Below are 23062 nucleotides of genomic sequence, written 5' to 3'. Positions count from 1 at the left end.
GTTTCTGCGCTCATCCGCCGCCTGACGCGTCCGCCTCCGAATATTCGATGCTGCGTTTGTGAAGGTCGACTTCGACCGTGCCACCGCGGTTTCGCTTGAGATCGCGGAACACCGAGAACCCTGCGAGGATGGCCTCCTCCCACATCCAGAGGGGTCGGTCATTCACTTCGTATTCGCGCACCATCTCCTGCACGGTCTTGAGAAGCGCGAAGTCCAGACTGTCAACATTTTCGAATGCACCATGGCGCAGGCCATGCGCGAATATCCAGTTGGAGATGCCCTCTTCCGTGATCTGAGCCCTTGCGCCGTCCTCGATCTCGTCGATCCGACCGTCGCTCTTGCGCTTGATTTTGAGGAGCGAGCGAAGGACGGGCGACCAGCCGAGGATGCCCGCGAATGCGAGATGGAAGATGTCGTGGAAGCGGTAGTCGTCGCCCCCCGCGCTGTTGTCGGTCAACCGGTCACCTAGGTTGACGCCGTTGAGGGACTGGAAAGCGTAGGTGGTGCTGCCTACCTGCCTCTCCCGGAATGCCACCGCGAAACGTCGGGGGATCTGCTCGTCGGGATGGAAATCCTCGTCGTAGAGCTTCCCGTGATCACGCGTGATCGGCCAGCGACCGAGCAGTTTCGACAGGTTTGCGGTCGCGGCCCCCTCGATGCTTACATGCGCCTGTTTCGCGGCATTCACCATGGCGGCGAAGACCAACGCCAGTCCGGCGTGGAGCTCGCTTCCCGCGGGTCCTTCTCCGAAACGTGACACGATGTCTCCGGTGCGCGCCGCCAGGGCCAGCAGCGCCTCCTGTACCGCGGCATTCGACGCGGGTTCCTCGAACAGCGCTGCCTGCGGTTCGAGGTCGGCGAATGTCGCCGCCGCGCCTGAGCCGGTGTCGAGCTTGTTGGTCCCGGCGAGCGCGGACAAGGGGATTCCGGCGACCAGCGCGACGTTGGCGAGGTACCACAGCACGTCGCCCGTCTCTTCGACTGCCGACCGCGAATAGGCCACGTAGGCACTTCGGTCGCGCTGCTTCTTCTTCAGTTCGCTGAGAAGGCTCCCGACCTCGCCATGCAGGCCGAGGAGGAGGAACCGGAACAGTTCCTCTCCGTCGAGATCCCCCTTATATGTTCGCCTTGCGAATTCCTGGTACTCGTTGAGAGCGAGCGGCCCGCTTGCCCCACTCTCGAAATCTGATCGGATCTTATCAAGTTCAGGCATGGATCGTCTCGCTCAGCATGCGTCCTCCATCATCGCGACCAGGTCGCGGGGCGTCGTGAGATCTTCGGGGACGCTCAGGCCCCAGCGGGAGGGAAACCGCGGTCTGGGCATCGGATTGAGACTCTCCCTGTAACTCTGCTTGATCCTGGTGCGGCCGCTCACCCCCTTGATGTCCGGGTGGGCGACCCGCGCGTACTTGGATATCTCGCAGAAGAGGTTCTGGCAGTCTATCGGCATGAGCGGCCGCCCGAAAAGTCCCGGGAACTCGATCCCCCGCCGAGAGAATTCGCGATCCTGGTTCTCCATGACCCAGAATATCACCTCTTCGGGACCGGCCCCGCCTAGGTCGGAGAAGCATTTCGAGATGCCGTCGATCGCCCCGGGTCCGGCGACGACGAACTCTCCTTCGCTAAAGTCGAGCAGCGCTGAATAGTTGAGATCGATGGCGTACTGGAACGCGAGGAACCGGCCGATACCTGGATAGGAGAGGAGCAATTCGAACACCTCCCCGAGTGAGCGCGCCGACACGATCCGACCCGGTAGCCCGTCATCCATCATGCGTCCGATCAACGCCAGGTGGTTCTCGTGCTTGCGCTTGTAGCCGAACGGCGGTGAAGGCATGATGTAGGCCGCCGAATAGAGCCGGTGACCCGCTCCGAACGCCTCGTCCATCACCTTCGCAATCATCGCTGGCGGGGTGGCTTGCCATGAAAGCGGGCCCAATTTCCGCTCGAGGAGAGACCAGGTGTCGATCCTGTTGAAGATCTTGAACAGGATGGTCCTGTAGAAGAGTTCAGCGGGCGCCTGGGAACGGTGTTCCGAATACTGGACCTCGTTGATGAGGAACTGGCTCACCCGGTCGCTGGCCCGGTAGGCATTGGTGAACCTGTAGGTCAGAAGGACCGGATCAGTCGTCCAAGGCCCTGCCCTCCCGGTGAGCCGCCTCAGGTAAAGTGCCTGTCGCTCCGCGGCGAACCACCAGTAGGTATCGAAGACCTCCGTCGGCTTCATGGCCATTGACAACTCCACTCGAGAACGGGTTCGGTCGGTCTCCATACCGCTTTCAGCGGTCAGCGCCACCTTTCGGCCGGTGGCTTACTCGGATTTCTGGAAGAGTGTGGTTCGAGGTGGCGTAATGTGGCAAATTGCGCTAACCGAGGGAACATTATGTGAATCCTCGGGATGCATTATGTCGGACAGGGTCTGCAACGTCTTCATCAGCCACATTCACGAGGATGATCATCGGCTGCAGCCGCTGAAGGACCTGCTGAAGTCCAAGGGTTGCGAGGCGCGCGACAGCTCCATCACATCGGAGAAGCCGAACAGGGCGAAGGACCCGGATTACATCATGAACGGTATCCTGAAGCCGGCCATTGATTGGGCCGGCAGCTTGGTGGTCCTTGTCACGCCCGACACTAAGGATAGCGACTGGGTCAATAAGGAGATCACCTACGCACACGAGCAGGGCAAGAACATCGTGGGCGTCTGGGATGATCAGCACACCGGGTGCGAACTGCCCGAAGCGCTGGAGCAGGTGGCCGACCATATGGTGCCGTGGGATGGAGACCAGATCGTCGATGCGATCTTCGATCGGATGGACGGCTGGCGGGACCCTCAGGGCGACCCGATGACCCCGCGGTCGATCCCGCGGTACAGGTGCTAAGGTGGCCCTCTACAGCTACGTGATCGATCACGACTTCGGCTTTGCGCCCAATCCGTTCTTCGGGGCATGCACCTTGGCCACCTGCAAGCCGCAGATTCGCGAACGGGCCTCCTTGGGTGATCACGTCATGGGAACGGGATGCGCCAAAAGGGAGAGATCCGGCAGGTTCGTCTACATGATGCGGATAGACGAGATCATCGAGTACGACGATTACTGGGCTGACGAACGCTTCAAGAAGAAGCGGCCGACCCTCCACAGAGGTATCGCGCATGGGTTCGGCGACAACATCTATCACCGTGATGCCGAAGGAAGCTGGCAGCAGGCGAATTCGCTTCACACCTTTCCCGATGGCAGTCCGAACCCCTACAACCGGGAGCATGATACCCATTCGAGGAAGGTGCTGATCGGTAGGGAATTCGTCTACTTTGGTGGAGACGGCCCTCTCGTTCCGGCCGAGTTCCGCGATTGGAAAGGGGACGATGTATGCGGCAAGAGAGGGTATCGCAGACATTTTGAGGCGGGGCTGGCGGAAGCGGTGATCGAATGGGGAATGGGGTTGGGCAGCGGCCTCAGGGGAACTCCGGCGGACTGGACGCGGCTAGATCAGCTCAAGGCTTGATCGGCGCCATGCAGTTTCACCCGCGCTTAAGCGCTCCGGGCGTCATTTGTCCTGGAGGAGCTCCGCAATCTCGTCAGCGATCTCACCCACCGTGTGCACTCCGGTACTGCGGGCGACCTTGTCCGCCAGCGACGGACTGAAGTCGATCACCTCCTGCTTCGTGATGTTGTGCCAGATGGGGAGAAGTATCTGTTCGCCGGACATTGTCCGCGTCACGATCCCGTCGAGTTCGTAGTTGGTCCAGCCCTTGTCGACGAACGCCGGCGAGAGGACCACCAACCCGACCCTGCTGCGTGCGAGACCGGCGTCGATCTTCTGCCTCAGGCTGTCGCCGATACGCAGCGTGAATTCGTCGTACCAGACCTTCAGGCCGCGCGCGACGAGTTCATCGGCCAGTGACCGCACGATGGATTCCTTGTCCTCGCTGGCGTGCGAGATGAAGACGTCGTAGGTCTCGCCGGACTTCTCGACCGATGGCGCGGGCTCATGGACCAGTCCTGGGACGGAGGACAAAGGAGCTTCGCGGATTTCCGGAAGGGCGCCCGGCCTAACGCGGACGGACGCATTCGTACTGCCCTGCAGTCCCTGCATGTCCACGGCCACAATCCATCGACCCGAACTCGGGATCTGCAGGTTGATCGGCGAACGCTTCGCGAGGCCGCCGATAAACCGATGCCGCCTTCCGTTCTTGTAGTTCGAGAACTCAGAACTGGTCATGAGCCTGACATTCGCACCCCGGGTCAGTGTCACCTCGACGACTTCTCCAGCCGAGCGGTGCCCCAGATCGTATTGAAGGAAATTCATCTCTCGCTCTCCTGGCCCGTGTCCATGCATGTTGGGCCCCCGCGCCCTGTCGTCGCCATCACAGATTGCGCCCCATCATCGGTCGATCGTTGGCGATTCTGCTCTTGGGGATTGCGATGGCCTCCTCAATCGCGCCCATGAGCGCACCGTGGATTCCGATGATGGTTTCGAAGGTCGTCCAGAGGGCATAGCCGCTGTCGATGTTGTCCTGCAGGCGAGCGGGTTTGTGAGATGCGTCACCGATGACCGGCAGGGTGGGCAGCTTGATTCCGACCACGCCCATCTTCTGATCAAGCGAGGCCTTGATCTCCCAGTCTATAAACTTGCGGCTCCAGCTCGCCGCACCGCAGAGCACGATCATGCAGGAACTGCCATGCAGATGGAATTCCCTTATCCGCCTCATCACGTAGTCCGGATTGGTACTGTCGATCCGCCGATCCAGCGAGTTGTCCGTGATCACCTTCAGCTGGTGATGGAAGGAGCGGGAAAACCGATCATAGTAGGCCTGATCGCCAAGATGGTGATAGCTCACGAAAACCTCTCGGCGGATGCCCATTCCGATACCATATCCTGTGGCCATCGCCTGAGCCTCTTCGTGTGTGATCTCGGCGATGTAGTATCGCGGTCTCTCGATTGCCAGTTAAGCCTACTAATGCATACATCCATGCGAATGAATGGAAAAGAAGATCGCTTGCCCGGCTCTGTGCGGTTAACATTTCTATGATGGGAAAACTGGAATTCAACGATGGCATTACTGACCGAGAGCGAAATCCTGGGACGAGCCGACTTCAGCGGCGGTGTGCTCCGCAAGAGCGCCGCGACCGTCCTCGTCGAAGAGGCTTCTGCGGCGGAAGACGAAAGGTTCGATGTCTTCCTCAGTCATTCGTCCAGTGAGCCCGAAGATATCCTCCTGGGCGTTTACAGGACACTCAGGGATGCCGGTCTCAACGTCTATGTCGACAGCTACTCCGATCCACACCTTGATCCGGACGATGTCGATCTTGCGACGGCGCGGACCCTGCGCCATCGGCTCCGCAGCTCCGCATCGCTTCTCTACGTCCACAGCCGTCATTCCAGTCGCTCGCGGTGGATGCCATGGGAACTGGGATTCGCGGATGCCCATTGCGGACGGGTCGGCGTAATACCGGTCACTCAGGCGAGGGAGAACACCTTCGTGGGCGAAGAGTATCTGTCGCTCTATCCTTACGTCGACCGCGCAGTGCTGCAAGGAACATCGCGTCGAACGCTTTGGATCAACCGATCGACGAGGCGCTACGCTCCATTACTCGAATGGGTCCGCGGGACGGAATCAATTCGCAGTCGGCACTGAACGATTAGTTCCACTCGGTCCGCCGGCTTCACCCGGCGATCACGAGGCTCGGCGAGGTTGGAGATCGATTTATCCGCGATTTGGTCGTGAGGTCTACCTCAGCTGTTCTGAGCACCCGCACCCTAAACGTTGAATTTTAGGCGCCATCCTAATGAGGTACAGCCATGATTGCCATTCGCGACCAGCCCACCGACCAGGGTCCCGGCTATGGCCATGACGCTGGAAGCGGCTTATGAGCCCGTGACCCAGGTGGTTTCGGGCTTCTGCAACCTGGGACTGGCGCCTGAGCGCATCGGAACTACGGCCGGCAAGCGCATGGCCGGCTACGAGGCTTTGGGTGCCTTTACCTGGCCGTACCTCCAAGGATCAGTTGCTGTCGCCGATGGCAGTGGCCGGGGGCGGTGCCTTCACAAGCGTGATAGTTAGCCAACACTCTCGCACGCAGCGGACTTCGTCGCGCAGTTCATCGGGCGAAGCACGGTTTCATGGTTGCGGTGAGCGAGGGTACCTTGGTCCAGTTAGGTTAATTGTTTGCCAATACCGGAATGTCAGCAAGCGGCCCAACAGAGGACCGAACAAGGGATTAGGCACCACGTAGGCCCGCGATTCGCTAAGCCGCCAGTTGCGAAATCATCTCAATCCCGAGCCGTTTGTTGCATCCATAATTACGCGGACGGTCTCTTCTGGCTGATCCCACATCGGGAAGTGGCCGCTACGCTCGAACCAGTGCAGCGTCGCTTCGGGGAAGGCCTGAATCGCGCGATCCGCCTGCTGTGGAAGACACAGCCGATCCTTGCGTCCCCAGCCGATGACAACGGGCGCCGCCGTTGCCGCAGGCCCCTGCTGCATAGCACCGTTGGCGAGATCCTTCACGAGCGCATTGACGGTGCGCGTATCGGCCAAGGACTTCAGTTCACGCGCGACGAATGCCGGGTCGAGCGCCCACGGCCTTGCAGAGAGCTGAGCCATAAGCGCGGTTCGACCTGCGGCATTTCCGGTGATGGCAGAAAGCGCCGGTCGCAGCGCGCGAACCAGAGCAACCGAAGGCGTTATGGTGGCTTTGAAGAAGGTGCGCTCCCACCCATGCCAGAAGCCGCCCGGATCCAGTGCGACAGCTGCGCCCGCGTGGCCGCGCCGCGCCATCTCGAGCACTAGGCGAGCGCCCAACGAACTACCCACCATATCGACCCCGATGAGGTTTTCCGCGCCGAGCCATTCGGCCAGACTGCGCGCCAGCCCGTCAAACGTGCCGCTGTCGGCCTCTTCGGGTGTCTGCCCATGCCCGGGCAGGTCCACTGCAATTACCTCCCTGACTTCAGAGAGCGCAGGCGAGATTGTGTCCCACGAGCTGCAGGTCGCCCCCAGTCCGTGGACAAGGAGGAGGGGTTTTCCGCGCCCCGAGCGCGTGTAGTGCATGGTCATGTAACGGCAACGTCTCGCATCGACGTATGGGCCCGTAAATGTCTATATCGCCGAATGTGAGGCCAACAGCGGACGGTCAGCTATCGGCCCATTTGCTGCCGGTCTGCAAAGCGCCCCAATCGCAGCCGTTCGGCTTGTTGGTTCGCTGCCCCAAAAGCTGATATTTATCACGCCAGGTTTCCCAGCGCGGCCTCACGATCGGCGTCCTGCTTAATATCGTCCAGGTATCGAGCGGTAGCGTTTAATATCCGATGAAGTCAGGTGTAGCTATAAACAGGCCGGTAGGTCAGCGGCCTGCCCCAACTGAGTTCATGTCCGCGTCAACCATCGTCTCCGAAGAGCCGAACGGGTGCAGTAGGAGTTAATACAGCCAGCTCTATTCAACAGCGAGACGAGGGCGACTGCCATAGCAACCGCCCTCACCTCTTATGCGATCTCAATCGGCCGATCGACAAATGCCAGCTGCAGCAGATGCTCGCTAAGCACCCGCCCGCCTTTAGCCTGCGCCATCTCTCCCCAGTCCAACCAGCGGTCGAGCCGCTCGTGGAGCCAAAGGTAAAACCGGTCACGCGCATGGTTGTCAGGAAAACTGAGCGACCAGATCGTCCTGCGCAGCGGGATTGTCGGTCCCAGCCCCTCGCCCACCAGAGCGATGCCCGGTGTGTCGAAGATGTCCCTGCGCACAAACCGGTATTGGAGCTGATCAGCTAGCGCTTCCTGCTTTGCCAGCAGTTCCGTGAGGCCCTTATGCGGCTTCCCGCGATCCAGGCCTCGCCGACTATTAATCCAGTTCAGCCCGATTGGGATCGGGGCATGTTCTGGCGATCTGGTAGATGCCAGCATGACCAGCACTGCCTTGCCCTCGCACGTGAGCGGGCCGTCGGGTCGTCCACAGCTGTTGTGCTCTACCAAGCCCTGACCGATCAGCCATTGGGCGTAATGTGCAGCCACAGCCATGCTATCGTTGAACAAAGCATGGGTGAACTCTTCGATGCCTAGAAGGCGGCGATCGATAACCGCCAGCACAGTCAGCAGGAACTCCAACCCCTCATCCTGCACATCGCGGTCCAATTTTGGCATGCCCAACCGCGACCGCCAGAGGCAGTCGCGGACAGAGGACCAATGCCGGCCCTCTTCGTCTATGATCCGATCGGAACCATGATCGTCGACCATAAGCCAATGCCCCCATGGCAGCTTGGGATTGCGGCGAGATGCATAATCCTGTGGTTCTGTTATCTGGCTCATTGTTCGGTTCCTCCGATCGGAGGGATGGTTTGCTGCAACTCGGACGGGATAGGCACATTGATGCCGGTCTCGATCCGCTGCAGTTGTGCGGCCAGCTTGATGCATTCGCGGTAGACGTAGGACTGATCCCGATACGCCTTGCCGTCGCTTCTTTGCCGCGGGCTACTATGACGCGGCTGAGGCACATAGTCATATTTATGGTTGGTATCGAACCCGAACCACCACAGGTCATCCCCTTGATCAAAGACGTCCTGCGTCCTGCGATGACGAGCATCCGACACATGGCATACCGAGATCGCTTCCGGCCGGTTCTCCTCACATGGTTGGGCATAGGTCAGTCCGCCGTGGACCAATATCTCCAGGCAGCCTGGAATGGCATCCTCGCTATAGCCGAACAGAGGGTGATCCGGTCCGACAGCCACGTAACCAGAAAGCGTGCCATCGGTTTGCCGCAGAATGATGCATTGCCTGCCGGTGCGTTCATCGATCCAACCGATCTTGTCGGCTTCGTCGTTCCACGGGCCGTTTTCATCGGGATGACGCTCAGGGACCTGAAACAGCTGCGTCGCGGCAACTATAGTGTTTGCGATTGGATAGGTGACCGGTGCTGCGCTGACGGCCAGCGCCCGGTGGGTTTTCTTTTTGGGCATTCTGATATTCCTTTTGGACATGAAAAAAGCCGCATCCGTCATGGGGACGGGCGGCTTGGGAAGTGCTCGATATGGTGAGCTGGGTTTTGCGCGTTACGTATGGCCGGGCGCACACCGGCGTGGTGCAATGAGCTACATGGGCAATCCTTCCTTTTTGATCGACTGGATGGCTTGGACCGCGATCAATGCACTGGCTGTTCGACCGCAGAACGTGTTTGCGCCTTGATGGCCTGACCAGCTGCCCACGGTATGAAGTCGCGATTGACGAACTTGCTGTGCGGAATGCCGCTGGCCGCAGCTTCGGCGATGGCAGCCTGGGCCTTATCGCGGTCGCAGCGGATGATATCCCTCACTGACAGATAGCGCAGCGCGATTACGCTGGTGGTCAGGACATCTGCGCACACCTGCTCGCGAACCTTGCCCCATTCGCCCTTCTCGGCGAGAGCTCCGATTTGCCGGGCAGGTATCGGCTTTGCCGGGATCGAACTGGACGCGGCATATTCACCCAGGTGCACCGGAATAGCCTGCACGCATGTCGCCCGGCAAAGATCGAGACGTTGCGGCGCATGGGGTGAGCCATTGCGCAGCTGCAAGGGCAGGACGAGATCGTGGATCTCCGCACGGTGCCGAAGCACGGCCAGGTCGCGCGCTTCGCCGCCCCAGGTGACCAAGACAGCGCTAGAGTTTGCATCCAGCGTATCGAACAGCTTTTGGAGCAAGGTTCGCTCATCGATCGCATCCAGCGACAGCACTATTGGTCCGCTGATTTCTGGAACGTCGCTGCCCGCTGTAAATGTGGCTGCCAGCCAGCAGGCCGCAGCAACGCGGTGGAACGGCCAGCGGATATCTTTGCAAGCCGTGGTGCCTTCGCTGATCGCATATCCGGCATAGGAATCTCGGTCATACAAAAACTCCAGATCGAGCACGATGATAGAGGTGGTCGCAGGATCGGGCCTTTCGCTGCTTTGGCATTCGAACTGACGCGCTGATTCCAGGAGCATTTGCTCGAACGCGTTAAGTGGATCGGTCATGTGTCTTGTCCTTAAAAAGCACAAAGCCCGCCGGAGGCGGGCCCTGTGCTGGGTTGGTGGTGATGTTGCAATCAATCAGCGATGGCGCTCGGTGGCGGTAACGCTGCGCTTGGCCAGCGGCGGCAGGCCGTTGCGATAAGCCCAGGCATCTTCGAGATCGACGTCGCCTTGCGGCAGCTCTTTCTGCCAAAATTTGTTGGCAGCGTTCCAGCTGTAGCCGCGCGCCTTCAGCAGGCCCTTTTTGTCGAACGGAGCACCGCGGGCCTCGGCCATAATCGTGGGCCTATCGGAAGCCTCGATCAACCGCGCCAGCTGGGTCCGCACGCGTTCGCCGTTCGGGTCCTGCTGGCGCTGCTGCAGAAGGCAAAAGAGCGACCACACATCATCACCCGCCCGGTGCGCGTTGCTGAACCATCCAGACTGTCCCAGCAGGTGCTGCTGTGCACGGCCACCGAAGCCCAATCCAAGCCAGTCGATCTCTTTGCAGGAACAGGCCCAGGCTTTGCCGGCAAGGTCGGGATAGCGGCGCTCGATAAACGCCAGGTCGAACGCTGCGTTCTGAGCGACGATCAGGTCCGCCCGATCGAGCATTCTGGAAGCGAACGCATCGTTGATCGACTGGCCGCTCAGATCTTCGTCTTCCAATCCGGTCAGCATGCTAATCCGGTGATCGAGCACGACCCCGGGATCCTGCAGCCAGCTGATCGGTCCGAGATGGGCCAGAACCCTTCCGTCGTCGTCCACGAACAGAAGCATGATCGCGAGCTCGATGATGCTGTCGGTGTCGGGATCCAGACCGGTTGTTTCGGTGTCGACGATGGCGATGCACCGGCCGTCTGGAGGCGTGCCGTCTTCCGGCATGTTTGTGTAGCGGTCGGGCACAGCCCGCAGGACACGATAGTGGCTATCGCGCTCCAGTTGTTCGGCCAGCTTTTCGCTGGCCTCGTTCAGATGATTTGCGTTCATTCTATTTGCCTTTCGGTTCGTGGTCGAACCGGCGAGGCAGGAGCCGAGCTACATGCTCTTTTTTCCCTCTACCTGCCGGTTCACCTCCGGCAATTCTCACCCAGTAAAATCTACTGACGAAGCGGCCGCTGCGCGGCACGCTTTTCCTTCTTGCGATTCGAAAATGGTGCTGCTGGGCAGCCCCGGGCTTTCCGTTCTCTGGATTTACGGATGGAGCTACTGGGCGGCCCCCGCCTTTTCCGTCGCCGCCTCAGGCCGTCGAGCTACTAAATTAGGTCGGCGCGCGATGGCCGCCAGGTTGGTTAGCCTGCTCATCTCCGTCGTCCCATCGCTTGGCCTCGCGGCCCGCTCCGTCTGCGCCGATAATTTGGATTGCTCGGCATGAAAGGATCAAACTTCATCTGGAACCGCGTGGAGCTTCGACGCAAGTCGCATGCTTCGCTAAACGCTTTCTTCGGATCGGGATCGAGCGCCTTGAGCGTCGCCTTGAACTGCTCTGGATCGTCTTTCAGTCGAAGATAGAGTTCATCGGCAATCGCTCCAATGACCAACGGGTCCTGGGGAGGCGTCTTGTGGGCGCGGCGCCATGCCGTGATCTCCGGCGGCGTATCGAGCATACGCTGATCAACCCGGCTGCCCGCCTCGGGCGTGACCATCAACCTGAACCAGGCACCCTTCCTTTGCTGCTCGTAGAATCCGATCGCCCAGTCGTCCTCTTTGCGGGAAGCTGTGAGCACATTGTTTTCGATCCGAACGACCCCGTCAGCGAGGGCGTTCCTGGTCCATAGCAAGCGAAAGTGATGGATCGCCTCTAGGGCTTGCAAACGTGCCTGCAGTTCAGGGCGCAGAATATAGCTGTGGTAGCCCTCCAAAGTCTGCAGAAGCGCCTCATCATCAAGGAACCGAACCCCCTCTTGTTCGAAGGACGAGGTCATAAGGAGCAGGCGGTTTCGATCCATCTTATCGAGGTGCCATTGCGCCAAATGAAGTTTGATCGGTATGGGTATGGCGCGCCTTGCTCGTTCGTCGTCGACGTCCCGTTCCTGCTTCAACCGTTTGAACCAGAACGGCCCCTTCTCCTCGACCAGCCGTTCCCTAATGCGCCGCTGCTGCTCGATTTCGGACATCAGCTGCTTTTGATAGACTTCGCGCCTCCTGATCGCGTCGGCTGCAGCTGCCCCTTTTGCTGCAGTGGCCGGTCTCGTCGTTGTCTGTTTAACAGGCTTAATCGCTCCCCGGATCAGCCTCGCCGATGGGTCCTTCGCGATGCGATCTAGATGCTGCTCGGCCAGATACTGCTGGGATTTGTCGAGCTTGATCCCCAGCTCGGCCGAAAGCGCCGCAGCTTCCCTGATCCAGGCGCGCCGGCCCAGCAGTTTGACCTTGCCGAACTTTGCCTGGGATAACAGCAGTGCGTCGATTTTCGTCTGTTGGTCCTTCGCATGCACGGCAACGATATGGTGACGCTCGACGATCGCGAGTTCTCTGCCGCGAAAATAGGCTCGCACGCCCTTGCGGGTAATGACGCTGTAGGGCTGAACTTCCAGACGCCTGCGAACCTCGTCTTCTCGCTCGGCTGCAGCGCGGCGAGCCTGATCGATCCTCCTTTGTTTCTCCTGCTTGGTTTCTTTCCCGCTCTCGTCCTCCTCATCCTCCGGCGGTCCCCGCCAGAACAGACCTTCGGCTTCGCTCTCATCGAAGAAGAGTATCGGCTCCGCCGACTGCCCATCTTGGCGCTTCCGGACCTGCGCTGGTTTGCGCACCTTGCGCTTTCGTTTAGCGCCCAGTGTTACAAGCAGCTCCTCGACTGCAAGCATCTCTTCACGCCTCGGCTCAGCCAGCAGCTCACTCGTATAGGCCATGAGTTTGCCGAGGTTGCCACTCTGGGCTTCCCTCCGATCGGTGGCCCCCTCATCCTTCAGATGCTGTTCGAGTTCCGCTCTCTGCTTCTTCGCTTCCCAAGTGTCCGCGCGTTGTTCGGCCTTTGCAGCATCAACGGGCAGGTCATAGCGCGGCATCATGAACGGCCTGACCGTCAGGTCGGCAGATGCAGGTTCAAACGTTCCAAGCCGTTCGCTGAGTCTACCCAACACGGCCTGCGAACCTGCTGCACCGGCCTTTATTTTGTCATCTACGAACAGATTGCGGTCCGCTTCGTCACGACCATATCGCTCGAGCTCAAGCCGAGCTGTGTTTCCGGTCTTCGTGTAGCGGATGCCGACCATGGCGAGGCTGCGGTGAAGATCCTGCCAGCTTTTTGCGTCCTTGATCCGCTGTGCAGCCATGTGTTTTATCGCGCGCTCGACTTCCCACGGCTTGCCGGCCAGTTCCGGATCAGGTGCGAAATTGTTTTTCATGATCGCATCGTGCTGCTTCTGCATCGCCACGATGACCTTGCGGTCGACAAGGGTTTCGTCGTCAGGGTCGCGAACCATTCGGCCATCCGCATCTGCGATGCGTGCGCCGGTAAGCATATGATAGACGCCCCGCTCGTCTGCGACATATCGCCGGTTGGGTTCGGGCTGCAGCTCAGACCGGTATTCGCAGATCGCCAGCGCGATATGACAGGCTTCGATATACCACCCCTGACCGAATGATACGCCTTCGCCGGACAGCGGATCGATTGCGACCATCACCTCGTGGTGGTGGGGGTTGGGCTGATCGCCATGGTCCGCGCCGACGCTAGGAGCTATGCCGCCGTGCAGCACCTGCTGGAAGATTTCCCTGTGCTCTGTCTGCGTGTCTAGATCAGGCGCATCGTCCTCCCTGTAGCTGTAGACTAGATGATACACGCGGCCGAGCCCGGCGTTCGCCGCATGAACTGCCAGCTCGCTGGCCTGAGCGACGGGCTGTTCGGACACAAGCCCGCTTGCATAGCTTCTCAATATGCGTTCCGGAACGGTGTCGGGCGCGCCGACATAATCGCCGACGCGCCGGGCTAGCTCAAACGTGTCCATTGCCTCGGAGTAGGGTGACACCGCCAGGACATAGCACGAGCACCCCAGGGCAATATCGTATGCGACCCGCTGCTTTGCACCGGCGCTCGTCGCTCCTGCAGCGAGCTCATACTTCCAGATCTTGGCGATCATGTCTTATGCCTCGACCACATCTGGGAAGCGCGTGCCCGGTCCGACTGCTGGCGCTCCCGGAGCAGTTCCAGCACCTCACGCGCTACAGCAGTGAGCTCGGCACGCCAGTGCGTCGAATTGTTATGGGATGTCCTCAGCGCTTCGATCGCGGCGCGCAGATCGAGGGTAGTATTTTCGATGAGCGACCGGGTTGCAGGATCAACCCCGTGATGCAGTTGCAGAGTCCGCTCAAGGGCAGTTGATGCATCGCCCAGTCGAGCCACGCGCTGATAATCCGCAGCGCAGCTTGCCGCTATTGCTGCCAGGCGCGAAGCCACGTCGAACAACGGATCGTGAAAGTTTTCGCTCGCGAAGATACGGTCGCGACACCAGGCTGTGCGCGATACGCCGCGACGACGGCTGTCGACATCGGCCAGTTTCTCCTTGTCCAGATAGATCTTAATACAAGCTCGTTTACGCGTGTCCTTCCGCCTGTCCTCACCATTCGAGCGCTTGCTCTTGGTTTCATCGGAGGACATACTGAGCACCTCCGCTATTGCGCAGGCACCTGCGCGGTAAAAAAACGACGTCACGAAGCGCCAGCGACACGACGTCGAAAAAGGTGGGTCCCCCACCTCCATCCTGCCTAAGTTTACCCCCCCTTTGCCGATACTGTATCATGGCAAAGATACTCCCAGCTTCTGCATCGTTTCGATGAGGAATTTCTCAGCGACTGCACTGTGGTTACGGATTTCGAACAGACCGACGCTGTCCGCGGCGAGTGCCCGGGCCTTGGCGCGGACTTCGGAGAGATCGTTAGATTCCCAGTATGCGCGACAGAATGTCTTGCCATTGGAATTGCTCAACTTGATGAACGTCACCGGGACCTCTCGAGGGGTTGGCGGCAGGATTGATGCCGCAGTACTGCCCATCGATGGAGCCGGGCTTGCCGGCGGGATATTCTGCTGAACTGTGGATCCGTGTGGGCTGGTCGGAGCACCAGTCTGAACGGCAGAACCCGCATCGGCTGTGCTGCCCTGTCCTGATGAGGCGTCCATCCGACGGATCCCCTCATGCAGAGCGTTGGTTGCACCAGCAGTGGTGGCTATCGGACCAGTCGTCGTCTGGGGCGGGGGTGGTGAGGGAAGCGGCGGAGACGAGGCCGGCAGTGGCAGTGGCGGCGGTGGCGGTGCAGCTGACGACTGATTGGACGCTGCTGGAGCGATTGGCGCGGGCGAAGGTGACGGTGTCGATGTCGGCACTTGCGCGGGAGCTGGAGAAGGAACCTGCCGCGCATTGGGTAGCGGAAAGACCGGCAGGCCCAGCGCGGCCAGGATGCGCGCACCGGAGCGATACTTACCTTCCACCACGATCTGTGGCCAGAGATTCAGGTAATTGACCCAGGCGATCAGCCAGGTCCGCTCTGCATGATCGAGATTGAAAAGCCGGGCGAGTTCGTTGACGACATGAACGCCCTTGGCTGCGCCAGCATTGCGCTTTGCCTTGCGGACGGCATCCGTTGCCTTTTTGACGATCTCTTCGCAGGCGCTGCGAGGCAATCTGTACTGCGGATTGCCGAAGCCGGGCGGCGGCTTTGGCTCTGCATTGCTGATGTCTTCTGCGAGAGGGCTATTTGACAAGCGCTTGGCATCTGCCCACTGCCGGCTTCGTTTGGACCCGGCCTTGGTCAGCTTCCGACGCGAGCCGCCCTTGGTTGAAGAGGCATCAGCTGTTTCGTAGGTCTTGCTCATATCTATAATTTCCGTGCTGCGCGAAGCGCGTTCAGTCGATTGGTCGCTGGACCACCTTGGTTCGTGAAAAACCGCTGGCTCTAGCTGGAGAAGGGCCCGCAATAGACACGCAGATCCTGACGGACCGATACGCACGACGTCGGCGAAGATTTATGCACGCGCATCTTTGCGCCGACTGGAATCTGAACTGGCGTTGGCATCGCAGGCGCCGACGATCGAAGGTGCGATTGCCACCACAAGCCTGGAACTTTCTCGGCAAAACGTTTCTTCTGTTTGTCCGTCGCACCGAAGATCACGGCCATCGTACTCACCGAGGTCGATTCGGATTTGCCATTTTCTTGAAAGAACTTCGGACGCCCTTTGATGAAGTATATATCGGCGTCCCGCGACAGGATGTTGTGGAACAGGTCAGTGTCGGTTCTGGCAGGGACGAGGCATACAATCGTTTTCACGTTGCCGCACAGCCACTGGCCGTGCGCTCGCTCAAGCCATCGCTTCTGGTTAGACCACGGCGGATTGACGAACACCAGGTCACCGAACCAGGGGTCACGCAACCCATCGTCTCCCCGCCGAACGTCGAAGAAAGCGACCGGGCGAACTAGACTGGCAGCATGCCAACATGGGTCGAAACATATCCGGCCAAAGCTGTACACGACAGCACAGATGAACCAGGAAGGAGTGAAGCGATTATCACTTTCCTTGAGATCGGTCCTTTTGGTGGTCGTTTTACTATTCCGGGCACGCGTAGCCATAACGGACTCCTCAATATAAGTTATGTTGAAGAGACCTTGGCACCTAACAGCCCGGTCTGACCCGTTACCGGATCAACTGCCTCCCAGTCGGGATCGGCATGCCAGTTGCGTCGACAACAGCTGGCGTAAAGCGAGTTAGGAATGCTCGCGTTTCTTGTCGAATCGGCCAATCCCTGCACTCAGGTGTCGACAGCGTCTCGACGCAACGGTTTCCCGTATCGGGCTGAATACGAAATTATTATGATTAGTCAAGGCATTTCTTACAAGATCGAATCTTTGAGTAAAAGTGGGGTAGCGCCGCACAGCGCAGTGTGAGCGCTAACGTATCGACCAAAGCCTGTCATTCGGATCAATAACTGTGTACGTCCACTGGCGCCAAAAGGTGCCGCTCACTGCGCCGCATTCAAATATTAGCATTATCGCGGGCGAGAGCCGATCGCAGTTATCCTGGCTTTAAAAGTGGCGGCGACGGCGTACACGGCTGCTCTATATGGCATTGCATTGATGGCCGAACGTGATGCGCCGAAGAACATTCTGAGGCGCTGTGTGTACGGCTCTTCAACAAGCGCGACAGGAAGCGGACAATCCGCTGGTGCGACGTGAGGGGGTCTGAACCAAAATCGCCGCGGTTTGATATCTCTATGCCGATAAGAAGGCTTTGATCATCGGGAATTACGAGCGAAGGCGGGAACACGCTCTTCGCCAATACCTATGACGGGGCCGCAGGCATTGGCTCTCCAGGCGATGCGACATGCCAAAGCCGGGCGATCACGGCCGATGCCAGTACAACGACCAAATTATAATTTCCGAGCCGGCTCCATCAATACACAGTGTGGGTGTGCTCTGCCGTCCTCGACGAGTTCGTGTACACAAGACCATCGGATTTAAGAAAAGGTCAGTTATGATCGATATCGACCGCTGAATTTAACTCATAATCTGCCTGTGTGCGGCAAAGGGGAAAGGCTCGGAACGCGAACTATTTAACTTCGTCAGGATCAAAACATTAACGGCTCAAGTCGATCCGGCGACTCCGCCAGTCGCGTCGGTTTCAGCCGCCCCACAGGTTAGCGGCTTGAGCGCCGTGCCAGTTGGTAGTCATAGAGCGATGGGACGGCGAGGAGGCGTTTTCCCTCCGCCTCGGTATATGGCGGCGGCGAGTAGCGAAGCTCCAGCGGGTGGTCGCCGTGGAGGCCGACGATGCGCGCTTCCGGGCCGCCGCTTTTCTCGGTCAGCACCACCGGAAGGCCGGGCGAGGCATTGGCATCGACTTCGATAGCGAGGTTCCAGACCGTGTTGTAGCGGCCATGGCCAGGCTTCCAGTAACCGGCACCGCCCGCCTTGAAGAGATCATAGGTGGCTGGCTGCCTATCCTCGGCAGGATCGGGGCGAATGTGGACGGTGAGCGCGTCGTAAAGATTCTGGTGATTAGCGCCAGCGTGCTGGTCCAGCGTCGGCTGCTCCCAACCGGTGCTGCGCTGGTACACTGAATGCGTCGCCTGCGTGTTGAAGCTGAAGGTATGCTCGGTTGGGTTGAAGACCTCGTTCCCCGTCACCAACACGTTGTGCACATTACCAATGTGGACACCGTAATGCGCTTTGTGATCACCTGTGGTCACCACATCGGCGATGGTGACGTTTGCCAGATCATCGGTCAGCACGCCGCTATCGCTGTTCACGATCCGCAGGTTGCGGATCCAGCCATTGTGGACACCGGTAAAGTAGATGCCGTTATAGCCGGCCTCGTTATGATGGCCGAAATAGGGGTTTTCCGGGAAGACCAATGCCAAATTCTCGATCCCGACCTCGCTCAGATGGTCCCATCTCGCGAAATAGGCGGGAAGTTCGGTGTCGATCGGGTGCATCAGCGGGTCAGCAATGGTCACCCGATCACCGCGGATCGCCTCGATCCGGGTGGCTTGGCGTACCAGGGGACGATCGGGCAGGGTCCAGTGGCGATCGCCGATTTCGAGATTGGCATCACCGTAGAGCTCGCGGATCAGCGGCCCGTCCTTGCCAGCTCGGTTGTGCCAATGAATTTGCAACACGTCGCCCACGCGCAGCGCGCCCGGATCGGCCACGGTCAGCTCGCGCGATCCGCGCGCGCCCGAACGGATATTGGAGACGTGTTCGATCGGACGATCGTATTTTTCCAGATAGGTCGCATGCCGCCCGCCGGGGAAGCGCGTCCAGATGAACCCGCCGCTCCAGCTCCATTCAGAAAAGAGCACGTCCAGATTGATGTCCTCGTCGTGCTGGCGCTTGTCGTTTTCCTTCAGATATTCGCGCAGTTCGTCGAGTGCGCCGCCGTCGTCAGCCTGATTCAACGGACGGGGCATGAAGAACTCGGTCCCGCCCTTCGCGCTGCCCATCCCCGCGATCACAATACCGCTGCGCTCGATCCAGAGGATTTCGGTCAGGATGTAGCGTCCTGACGCGAACTGAACGCGCACAGGGCCTGTCATCTTATGGGCAGCGCCCAGCGCGGCCTTCAAAGCCTTGCTGTCGTCGATACCGTCGTTCGGTATCGCACCGTAATCGGCGACATCGATGTGCTGGCCGACTTCGGGAATCGCCTTTTCGCCATAACCGTAACCAGCGTAGGAGAAGTCGGGGAGATAGGGCTGTTCGCCGCCGCTGTCCGACTGCAGGATCGCGGGCACGGTGGACAGCGTCTGTTGCGCGGATGCCACAGTCGGCGCGGCCAGCGGCACCGAGAGCGATAGCAAAGCAAATGTTTTCAGCTTCTTACGAGCCATTCAAGCCTCTCCAATATTTTTTCCGAAAATAGATTGACGGGAAATGGCACCGGTGTCAACGTTATAGGTAACCGGTGTCAAAAGGCGCCCCCTTCGGACTTTTTCCGGCGGAAAACGAAATTATGGGAGGATTCATGCGTCACGAAAGTGCACTTCTCGCTATGCCCAGCCACCCTGGCCGCCGCGGTTTGAGGGCAGGACTGCTGGCCTCCGCCGTCCTGCTGACACAGGCGACCATCGCCCACGCGCAGGCCGTTCCGCCGGACGAGGACGCCGATGTAGTCGAAGAGGCGGTGCAGGACGAGAACGTCATCGTTGTAACTGGTGAGATCGCCCGTACGATCGAGAATTCGCTCGAAACCAAGCGTGAGCTAAGCGTCATCGGCGACGCGATCGTCGGCGAGGATGTGGGCGACCTTCCCGACCTGTCGGTTGCCGAGACGCTGGAGCGGATCGTCGGGGTCACCTCCGACCGGTTCAAGGGCGGCGCTTCCGAGCTTTCAGTGCGGGGCCTTGGCGCATTCCTGGGCTCATCTATACTGAACGGACGCGAGGTCACGTCCGGCAGCGACGGGCGCGACGTCAATTACGGCCAGTTCCCGTCCGAGCTGATCAACGGCGCGATCGTCTACAAGTCGCAGCAGGCAAACTTCATCGAGGGCGGCGTTTCCGGCATTATCGAGCTGCAGACGCTGCGTGCGCTCGATTACGGCAAGGGACGGCTGCAGGTGCAGGGGCAGCTCGGCTATAGCGATTACGAAGACCGCGTGGTTGGCGGCGATCCGTACAGCCAGCGCCTGACAACCTCCTATATCGACCAGTTCGCCACCGGCATCGGCGACATCGGTATCGCGATCGGAGGGCAGATCCGCCGCGATACCGCGCCGGAGGACATCTTCACCACCAGTTCGACGTACAGCGTTTGCAACGCCGATTATTCCCTCGATGGCGGTTCCAATTGCGATTTCACCGCCGGCGGCTCCGCACCGCAATATTTCGTGTCGAACCAGTATATCTACCGCGCGCTGCGCACCCAGTCGGACCGTGACGCCGTGATGGGCGGCATTCAGTGGCAGCCGACCCCCGATCTCGATATCAATCTGGACGGCCAATATTCCTACCGCAGCGACAGCGAGGACCGTCAAAACCTGATCGTCGCCGACGGCCGCCGCCGTATCACGCCCCTGGAGGTGAGTGACCGCGGCGCTCTGCTCGATTACACGGGCAACAGCCGGATCGAGCTTAATCCGTTTCGTCAGGTGCAGACGGAAGAATATTTGGGCTTCGGCGCGAACGTCGAATGGACCGCTGGCCGCCTGACGATCGCCGCGGACGCCGGTTATTCGCAGACCAAGCGTCGCCGCGACGAACTCGATATGCGCATCCGTACGCAGGACCGCGTCGATTTCGAACTCGACTTTCGTGGATATGAAGTCCCGGCCCTCACCTTTCTCGATACGAGCGCGGTCGAAAATCGCATCAAGGCGCCGTTCGATTTGAACAATTATGCGCAGTATACGGATGCGCTGCGCGTGCGCCGAAGGCAGGAGAATGTCGATGACGATATCCTCTCCTTCCGTCTCGACGGACGCTACGATCTCGATGGACCCCTGTCCTCGATCCAGCTTGGGGCGCGCTATGCCGACCGTCACCGCGTACGCGACGACGGGATCGACCGCAGCTCCGATGACTCGGTCAATCCTATCGCGCTGGTGGGTAATATCTTCAGCCCCGATGCGGTGGCCGCGCGCACCGTCTTTCCGGTCACCGATCTCTATGCCGGTGCCGAAACGCCGATGCGCGGCCTGACCTTTGCAAGCTGGGATCCACGCGCTTTGTTTCTTGCCCTTACCGGCGATGCCGACGCCGGACTGCCGATCGGATCGACTCTGTCGGTGGAGGACACCGACGTGCGCGAGAGGACCTGGGCGGGCTACGCGCAGGCCAATCTCGAAACGACGATGTTCGGCCTGCCGGCACGCGGCGACGTCGGCGTGCGGGCCGTGCGGACCGAGATCACCTCACTCGGCGTCAGTAGCGCGCTGCAGACTTCTCCCGGTGCCGATCCCGATACGATCACGATCGAACCGGTCGGCGATCCGATCGTGAATACCGAAACCAACAGCTTCTGGAATATCTTGCCGAGCGCCAACCTTTCGCTGGAGCTCGAGCCCGATCTGCTGCTGCGCTTCGCCGCCTATCGCGCAATCGCCCGGCCCGATCCCGAGGCGATGACCGCGGCGCTCGCGATCGACCGTGAATCCGATGCGATGAGCGTGGGCGAGGCGATCTCGGCCGCGGGCAACCCGTTTCTCGAGCCGCTGAAAAGCTGGAACGGTGATGTTTCGGTGGAATGGTACGCATCGCCGACCAGTTCCCTTGCCGTGGCAGGCTATTACAAGAGCCTGCAGACCGGGTTCGCGACCGATGTCAGCACGATCGGCGTTGTGGTGGACGGCGCGCCGACTCCGGTACAGATCGCGCGTACCGTCAATTCGGACGACAAGAGCCGTATCTTCGGTTTCGAGGTGACGGCCCAGCATCAGTTCGAGTTCGGCTTGGGTTTCCAGCTCAGCTACAACTACGCCGATTCCAATTTCGAATTCCCCGATCCGACAATCGGCCGGAACGGCGAGACGCTGTCGGTCTTCATCGACCCCGCGAACATCCCCGGCTATTCCAAGCATACCGCTAATGCCACAGTGTTTTACGAAAAGGGCCCGTTCAGCGCGCGCGTTGCGTACAAATGGCGCTCGGACTATTTCAAGCCGTTCCGCACCACATCGAATCGCTTTGCGGGCGATCAGGGCTTTCTCGATCTTTCATTAAGCTATGATCTCCTTAAGAATGTCGAGGCGCGCTTCCAGGTGCTCAATATCCTGGACGAGCCGAACTTGCTCTACCGGCCGGTGCGCGACAGCCTTGCAGAGAGCGATTTCTCCGGACGCCGCTACTTCCTCGGCCTGCGCGGCAAGTTCTGATCATGCGCTTGAATGACGAGGCGGGCTCTGATGGTCTGCCGGAGGCGCATCGTGCGATTTCGTCTCGATTGGTACAGGCCCGGGCAGAGGGAAGCGCGCTGGATGGGCCGCCGCCGGGAATGCCGGAGACCCTTACCGACGCCTACCGCCTACAATCGCATTCGATCGCCGCTTGGGGTGACAGCGTCGTCGGCTGGAAAGTCGGGGGCGTTCCGGCCGCTTATCTGGACCGGTTCGATGAGCGCTTTCTAGCGGGCCCGATCTTTGCCAACTCGGTGCGCGCGGCAGAGGGCATCGGTCCGGTCGCCATGGAGGTGTTCGACGGCGGCTTCGCGGCGATCGAGCCCGAATTCGTACTGCGGCTCGGCGGGGAAGGCGAGAACGACCGCATGTTCATCGGCGCCGAGATCGCCAGCAGCCCGATTCCGGCGATCAACGATCACGGGCCCATGGCGGTGATCAGCGATTTCGGCAACAATAACGGCTTGCTGATCGGACCGGAAATCGCGGGCTGGAGGGAACGTGCCCAAGCAGTAGAGGTCGTCGCGACAATCGATGGGAACAGGGTGGGGGAAAAATTGGTAAGCGACTTTCCGCATGCCGCGCTCGAAGCGCTCGCCTTCTTGCGCCGCCTTGCGGACGAGCGCGGCTTCGCGCTGCCACCGGGCACCTACGTCTCCACCGGGGCGATCACCGGCGTGCACGAAGCCGCGCCGGGCGCTGAAGCGCATGTCGATTTCGGCGATCTCGGGCGCCTGCACCTGACACTCGTCGGCGCGCTCGTTTCGTGACGGAACCACGCGGTCTCGGA

At 60.0% G+C, this 23062-nt stretch carries 19 protein-coding genes; 5 read left to right on the top strand and 14 right to left on the bottom strand.

Annotated elements, in window-relative coordinates; translation table 11 throughout:
- Positions 1 to 10: 10 nt before the first annotated feature.
- On the bottom strand, positions 11 to 1213 hold the full coding sequence (locus tag G410_RS16250; protein WP_022673356.1) for a nucleoside triphosphate pyrophosphohydrolase family protein: 1203 nt from the start codon (positions 1211 to 1213) through the stop codon (positions 11 to 13).
- 12 nt (positions 1214 to 1225) lie between these two features.
- Positions 1226 to 2230 carry a nucleotide kinase domain-containing protein gene (locus tag G410_RS16245; protein WP_051137261.1) on the bottom strand — a complete coding sequence of 335 codons (1005 nt, stop codon included), beginning with the start codon at positions 2228 to 2230 and terminating at the stop codon, positions 1226 to 1228.
- A gap of 172 nt (positions 2231 to 2402) precedes the next feature.
- Between G410_RS16245 and G410_RS0109145 the strand changes: the two genes are divergently transcribed.
- Both G410_RS0109145 and G410_RS0109140 read left to right on the top strand, forming a co-directional pair.
- Entirely contained in the window at positions 2403 to 2876 is a 474-nt protein-coding gene (locus tag G410_RS0109145; protein ID WP_022673354.1) for a TIR domain-containing protein, read from the top strand.
- Between the two features lies 1 nt (position 2877).
- Positions 2878 to 3495: an Nmad2 family putative nucleotide modification protein gene (locus G410_RS0109140; protein ID WP_022673353.1), complete on the top strand. Its 618-nt coding sequence runs from the start codon at positions 2878 to 2880 to the stop codon at positions 3493 to 3495.
- 42 nt (positions 3496 to 3537) lie between these two features.
- Here G410_RS0109140 and G410_RS0109135 read toward each other — a convergent pair whose 3' ends face one another.
- Together G410_RS0109135 and G410_RS0109130 are read right to left on the bottom strand one after the other, a co-directional pair.
- Positions 3538 to 4299 (bottom strand): DUF1883 domain-containing protein, encoded by a 762-nt coding sequence (locus tag G410_RS0109135; protein WP_022673352.1) that lies wholly within the window; start codon positions 4297 to 4299, stop codon positions 3538 to 3540.
- 58 nt (positions 4300 to 4357) lie between these two features.
- A complete protein-coding gene (locus G410_RS0109130) occupies positions 4358 to 4879 on the bottom strand; it encodes a TIR domain-containing protein (protein ID WP_028971280.1) in 522 nt (173 codons plus the stop codon).
- 165 nt (positions 4880 to 5044) lie between these two features.
- On the opposite strand from G410_RS0109130, the gene G410_RS17710 reads away from it, so the two are divergent.
- Entirely contained in the window at positions 5045 to 5629 is a 585-nt protein-coding gene (locus G410_RS17710; protein WP_084489077.1) for a toll/interleukin-1 receptor domain-containing protein, read from the top strand.
- A gap of 630 nt (positions 5630 to 6259) precedes the next feature.
- On the opposite strand, the gene G410_RS0109115 is transcribed toward G410_RS17710, so the two are convergent.
- From G410_RS0109115 to G410_RS0109065, 10 genes are all read right to left on the bottom strand, one after another.
- Positions 6260 to 7051 (bottom strand): alpha/beta fold hydrolase, encoded by a 792-nt coding sequence (locus tag G410_RS0109115; protein WP_022673348.1) that lies wholly within the window; start codon positions 7049 to 7051, stop codon positions 6260 to 6262.
- A 426-nt stretch (positions 7052 to 7477) separates the two neighbouring features.
- Positions 7478 to 8296: a hypothetical protein gene (locus G410_RS0109110; RefSeq protein WP_156851912.1), complete on the bottom strand. Its 819-nt coding sequence runs from the start codon at positions 8294 to 8296 to the stop codon at positions 7478 to 7480.
- Entirely contained in the window at positions 8293 to 8946 is a 654-nt protein-coding gene (locus G410_RS16235) for a hypothetical protein (RefSeq protein WP_022673346.1), read from the bottom strand. Before G410_RS16235 ends, G410_RS0109110 begins: the two co-directional genes overlap by 4 nt.
- A 182-nt stretch (positions 8947 to 9128) precedes the next feature.
- Positions 9129 to 9977 carry a 3'-5' exonuclease family protein gene (locus G410_RS0109100; protein ID WP_022673345.1) on the bottom strand — a complete coding sequence of 283 codons (849 nt, stop codon included), beginning with the start codon at positions 9975 to 9977 and terminating at the stop codon, positions 9129 to 9131.
- A 75-nt stretch (positions 9978 to 10052) separates the two neighbouring features.
- Positions 10053 to 10943 (bottom strand): 3'-5' exonuclease, encoded by an 891-nt coding sequence (locus G410_RS16230; RefSeq protein WP_022673344.1) that lies wholly within the window; start codon positions 10941 to 10943, stop codon positions 10053 to 10055.
- A gap of 311 nt (positions 10944 to 11254) precedes the next feature.
- Complete coding sequence (locus G410_RS0109090; protein WP_022673343.1) at positions 11255 to 14032, bottom strand: LPD7 domain-containing protein; 2778 nt, start codon at positions 14030 to 14032, stop codon at positions 11255 to 11257.
- Positions 14029 to 14550: a hypothetical protein gene (locus G410_RS0109085; RefSeq protein ID WP_156851911.1), complete on the bottom strand. Its 522-nt coding sequence runs from the start codon at positions 14548 to 14550 to the stop codon at positions 14029 to 14031. The genes G410_RS0109090 and G410_RS0109085 overlap by 4 nt, the downstream gene beginning before the upstream one ends.
- 138 nt (positions 14551 to 14688) lie before the next feature.
- Complete coding sequence (locus G410_RS17990; protein ID WP_156851910.1) at positions 14689 to 15762, bottom strand: hypothetical protein; 1074 nt, start codon at positions 15760 to 15762, stop codon at positions 14689 to 14691.
- A gap of 80 nt (positions 15763 to 15842) precedes the next feature.
- On the bottom strand, positions 15843 to 16514 hold the full coding sequence (locus G410_RS17405) for a DNA N-6-adenine-methyltransferase (RefSeq protein ID WP_022673339.1): 672 nt from the start codon (positions 16512 to 16514) through the stop codon (positions 15843 to 15845).
- Between the two features lie 1064 nt (positions 16515 to 17578).
- Complete coding sequence (locus G410_RS0109065) at positions 17579 to 19225, bottom strand: right-handed parallel beta-helix repeat-containing protein (protein WP_028971279.1); 1647 nt, start codon at positions 19223 to 19225, stop codon at positions 17579 to 17581.
- A gap of 179 nt (positions 19226 to 19404) precedes the next feature.
- Between G410_RS0109065 and G410_RS0109060 the strand changes: the two genes are divergently transcribed.
- Together G410_RS0109060 and G410_RS16220 are read left to right on the top strand one after the other, a co-directional pair.
- On the top strand, positions 19405 to 22251 hold the full coding sequence (locus G410_RS0109060; RefSeq protein ID WP_162604085.1) for a TonB-dependent receptor: 2847 nt from the start codon (positions 19405 to 19407) through the stop codon (positions 22249 to 22251).
- Positions 22252 to 22253: 2 nt separating this feature from the next.
- Positions 22254 to 23042, top strand: coding sequence for a 2-keto-4-pentenoate hydratase (locus tag G410_RS16220; RefSeq protein WP_022673336.1), 789 nt, complete (start codon positions 22254 to 22256; stop codon positions 23040 to 23042).
- Positions 23043 to 23062: the final 20 nt, after the last annotated feature.

Source organism: Novosphingopyxis baekryungensis DSM 16222, assembly GCF_000420305.1.
In the GTDB taxonomy this organism is placed as follows: domain Bacteria; phylum Pseudomonadota; class Alphaproteobacteria; order Sphingomonadales; family Sphingomonadaceae; genus Novosphingopyxis; species Novosphingopyxis baekryungensis.
The sequence above is the reverse complement of the archived record's forward strand: the minus strand, read 5'-3'. Positions and strand labels throughout refer to the sequence as shown.

What these genes read in the sequence shown, in the direction of transcription:
- G410_RS16250 (WP_022673356.1), bottom strand. Translation starts at nt 1,213, where the DNA reads ATGCCTGAACTTGATAAGATCCGATCAGATTTCGAGAGTGGGGCAAGC.
- G410_RS16245 (WP_051137261.1), bottom strand. Translation starts at nt 2,230, where the DNA reads ATGGCCATGAAGCCGACGGAGGTCTTCGATACCTACTGGTGGTTCGCC.
- G410_RS0109145 (WP_022673354.1), top strand. Translation starts at nt 2,403, where the DNA reads ATGTCGGACAGGGTCTGCAACGTCTTCATCAGCCACATTCACGAGGAT.
- G410_RS0109135 (WP_022673352.1), bottom strand. Translation starts at nt 4,299, where the DNA reads ATGAATTTCCTTCAATACGATCTGGGGCACCGCTCGGCTGGAGAAGTC.
- G410_RS0109130 (WP_028971280.1), bottom strand. Translation starts at nt 4,879, where the DNA reads ATGGCCACAGGATATGGTATCGGAATGGGCATCCGCCGAGAGGTTTTC.
- G410_RS17710 (WP_084489077.1), top strand. Translation starts at nt 5,045, where the DNA reads ATGGCATTACTGACCGAGAGCGAAATCCTGGGACGAGCCGACTTCAGC.
- G410_RS0109115 (WP_022673348.1), bottom strand. Translation starts at nt 7,051, where the DNA reads ATGACCATGCACTACACGCGCTCGGGGCGCGGAAAACCCCTCCTCCTT.
- G410_RS0109110 (WP_156851912.1), bottom strand. Translation starts at nt 8,296, where the DNA reads ATGAGCCAGATAACAGAACCACAGGATTATGCATCTCGCCGCAATCCC.
- G410_RS16235 (WP_022673346.1), bottom strand. Translation starts at nt 8,946, where the DNA reads ATGCCCAAAAAGAAAACCCACCGGGCGCTGGCCGTCAGCGCAGCACCG.
- G410_RS0109100 (WP_022673345.1), bottom strand. Translation starts at nt 9,977, where the DNA reads ATGACCGATCCACTTAACGCGTTCGAGCAAATGCTCCTGGAATCAGCG.
- G410_RS16230 (WP_022673344.1), bottom strand. Translation starts at nt 10,943, where the DNA reads ATGAACGCAAATCATCTGAACGAGGCCAGCGAAAAGCTGGCCGAACAA.
- G410_RS0109090 (WP_022673343.1), bottom strand. Translation starts at nt 14,032, where the DNA reads ATGATCGCCAAGATCTGGAAGTATGAGCTCGCTGCAGGAGCGACGAGC.
- G410_RS0109085 (WP_156851911.1), bottom strand. Translation starts at nt 14,550, where the DNA reads ATGTCCTCCGATGAAACCAAGAGCAAGCGCTCGAATGGTGAGGACAGG.
- G410_RS17990 (WP_156851910.1), bottom strand. Translation starts at nt 15,762, where the DNA reads ATGAGCAAGACCTACGAAACAGCTGATGCCTCTTCAACCAAGGGCGGC.
- G410_RS17405 (WP_022673339.1), bottom strand. Translation starts at nt 16,514, where the DNA reads ATGGCTACGCGTGCCCGGAATAGTAAAACGACCACCAAAAGGACCGAT.
- G410_RS0109060 (WP_162604085.1), top strand. Translation starts at nt 19,405, where the DNA reads ATGCGTCACGAAAGTGCACTTCTCGCTATGCCCAGCCACCCTGGCCGC.
- G410_RS16220 (WP_022673336.1), top strand. Translation starts at nt 22,254, where the DNA reads ATGCGCTTGAATGACGAGGCGGGCTCTGATGGTCTGCCGGAGGCGCAT.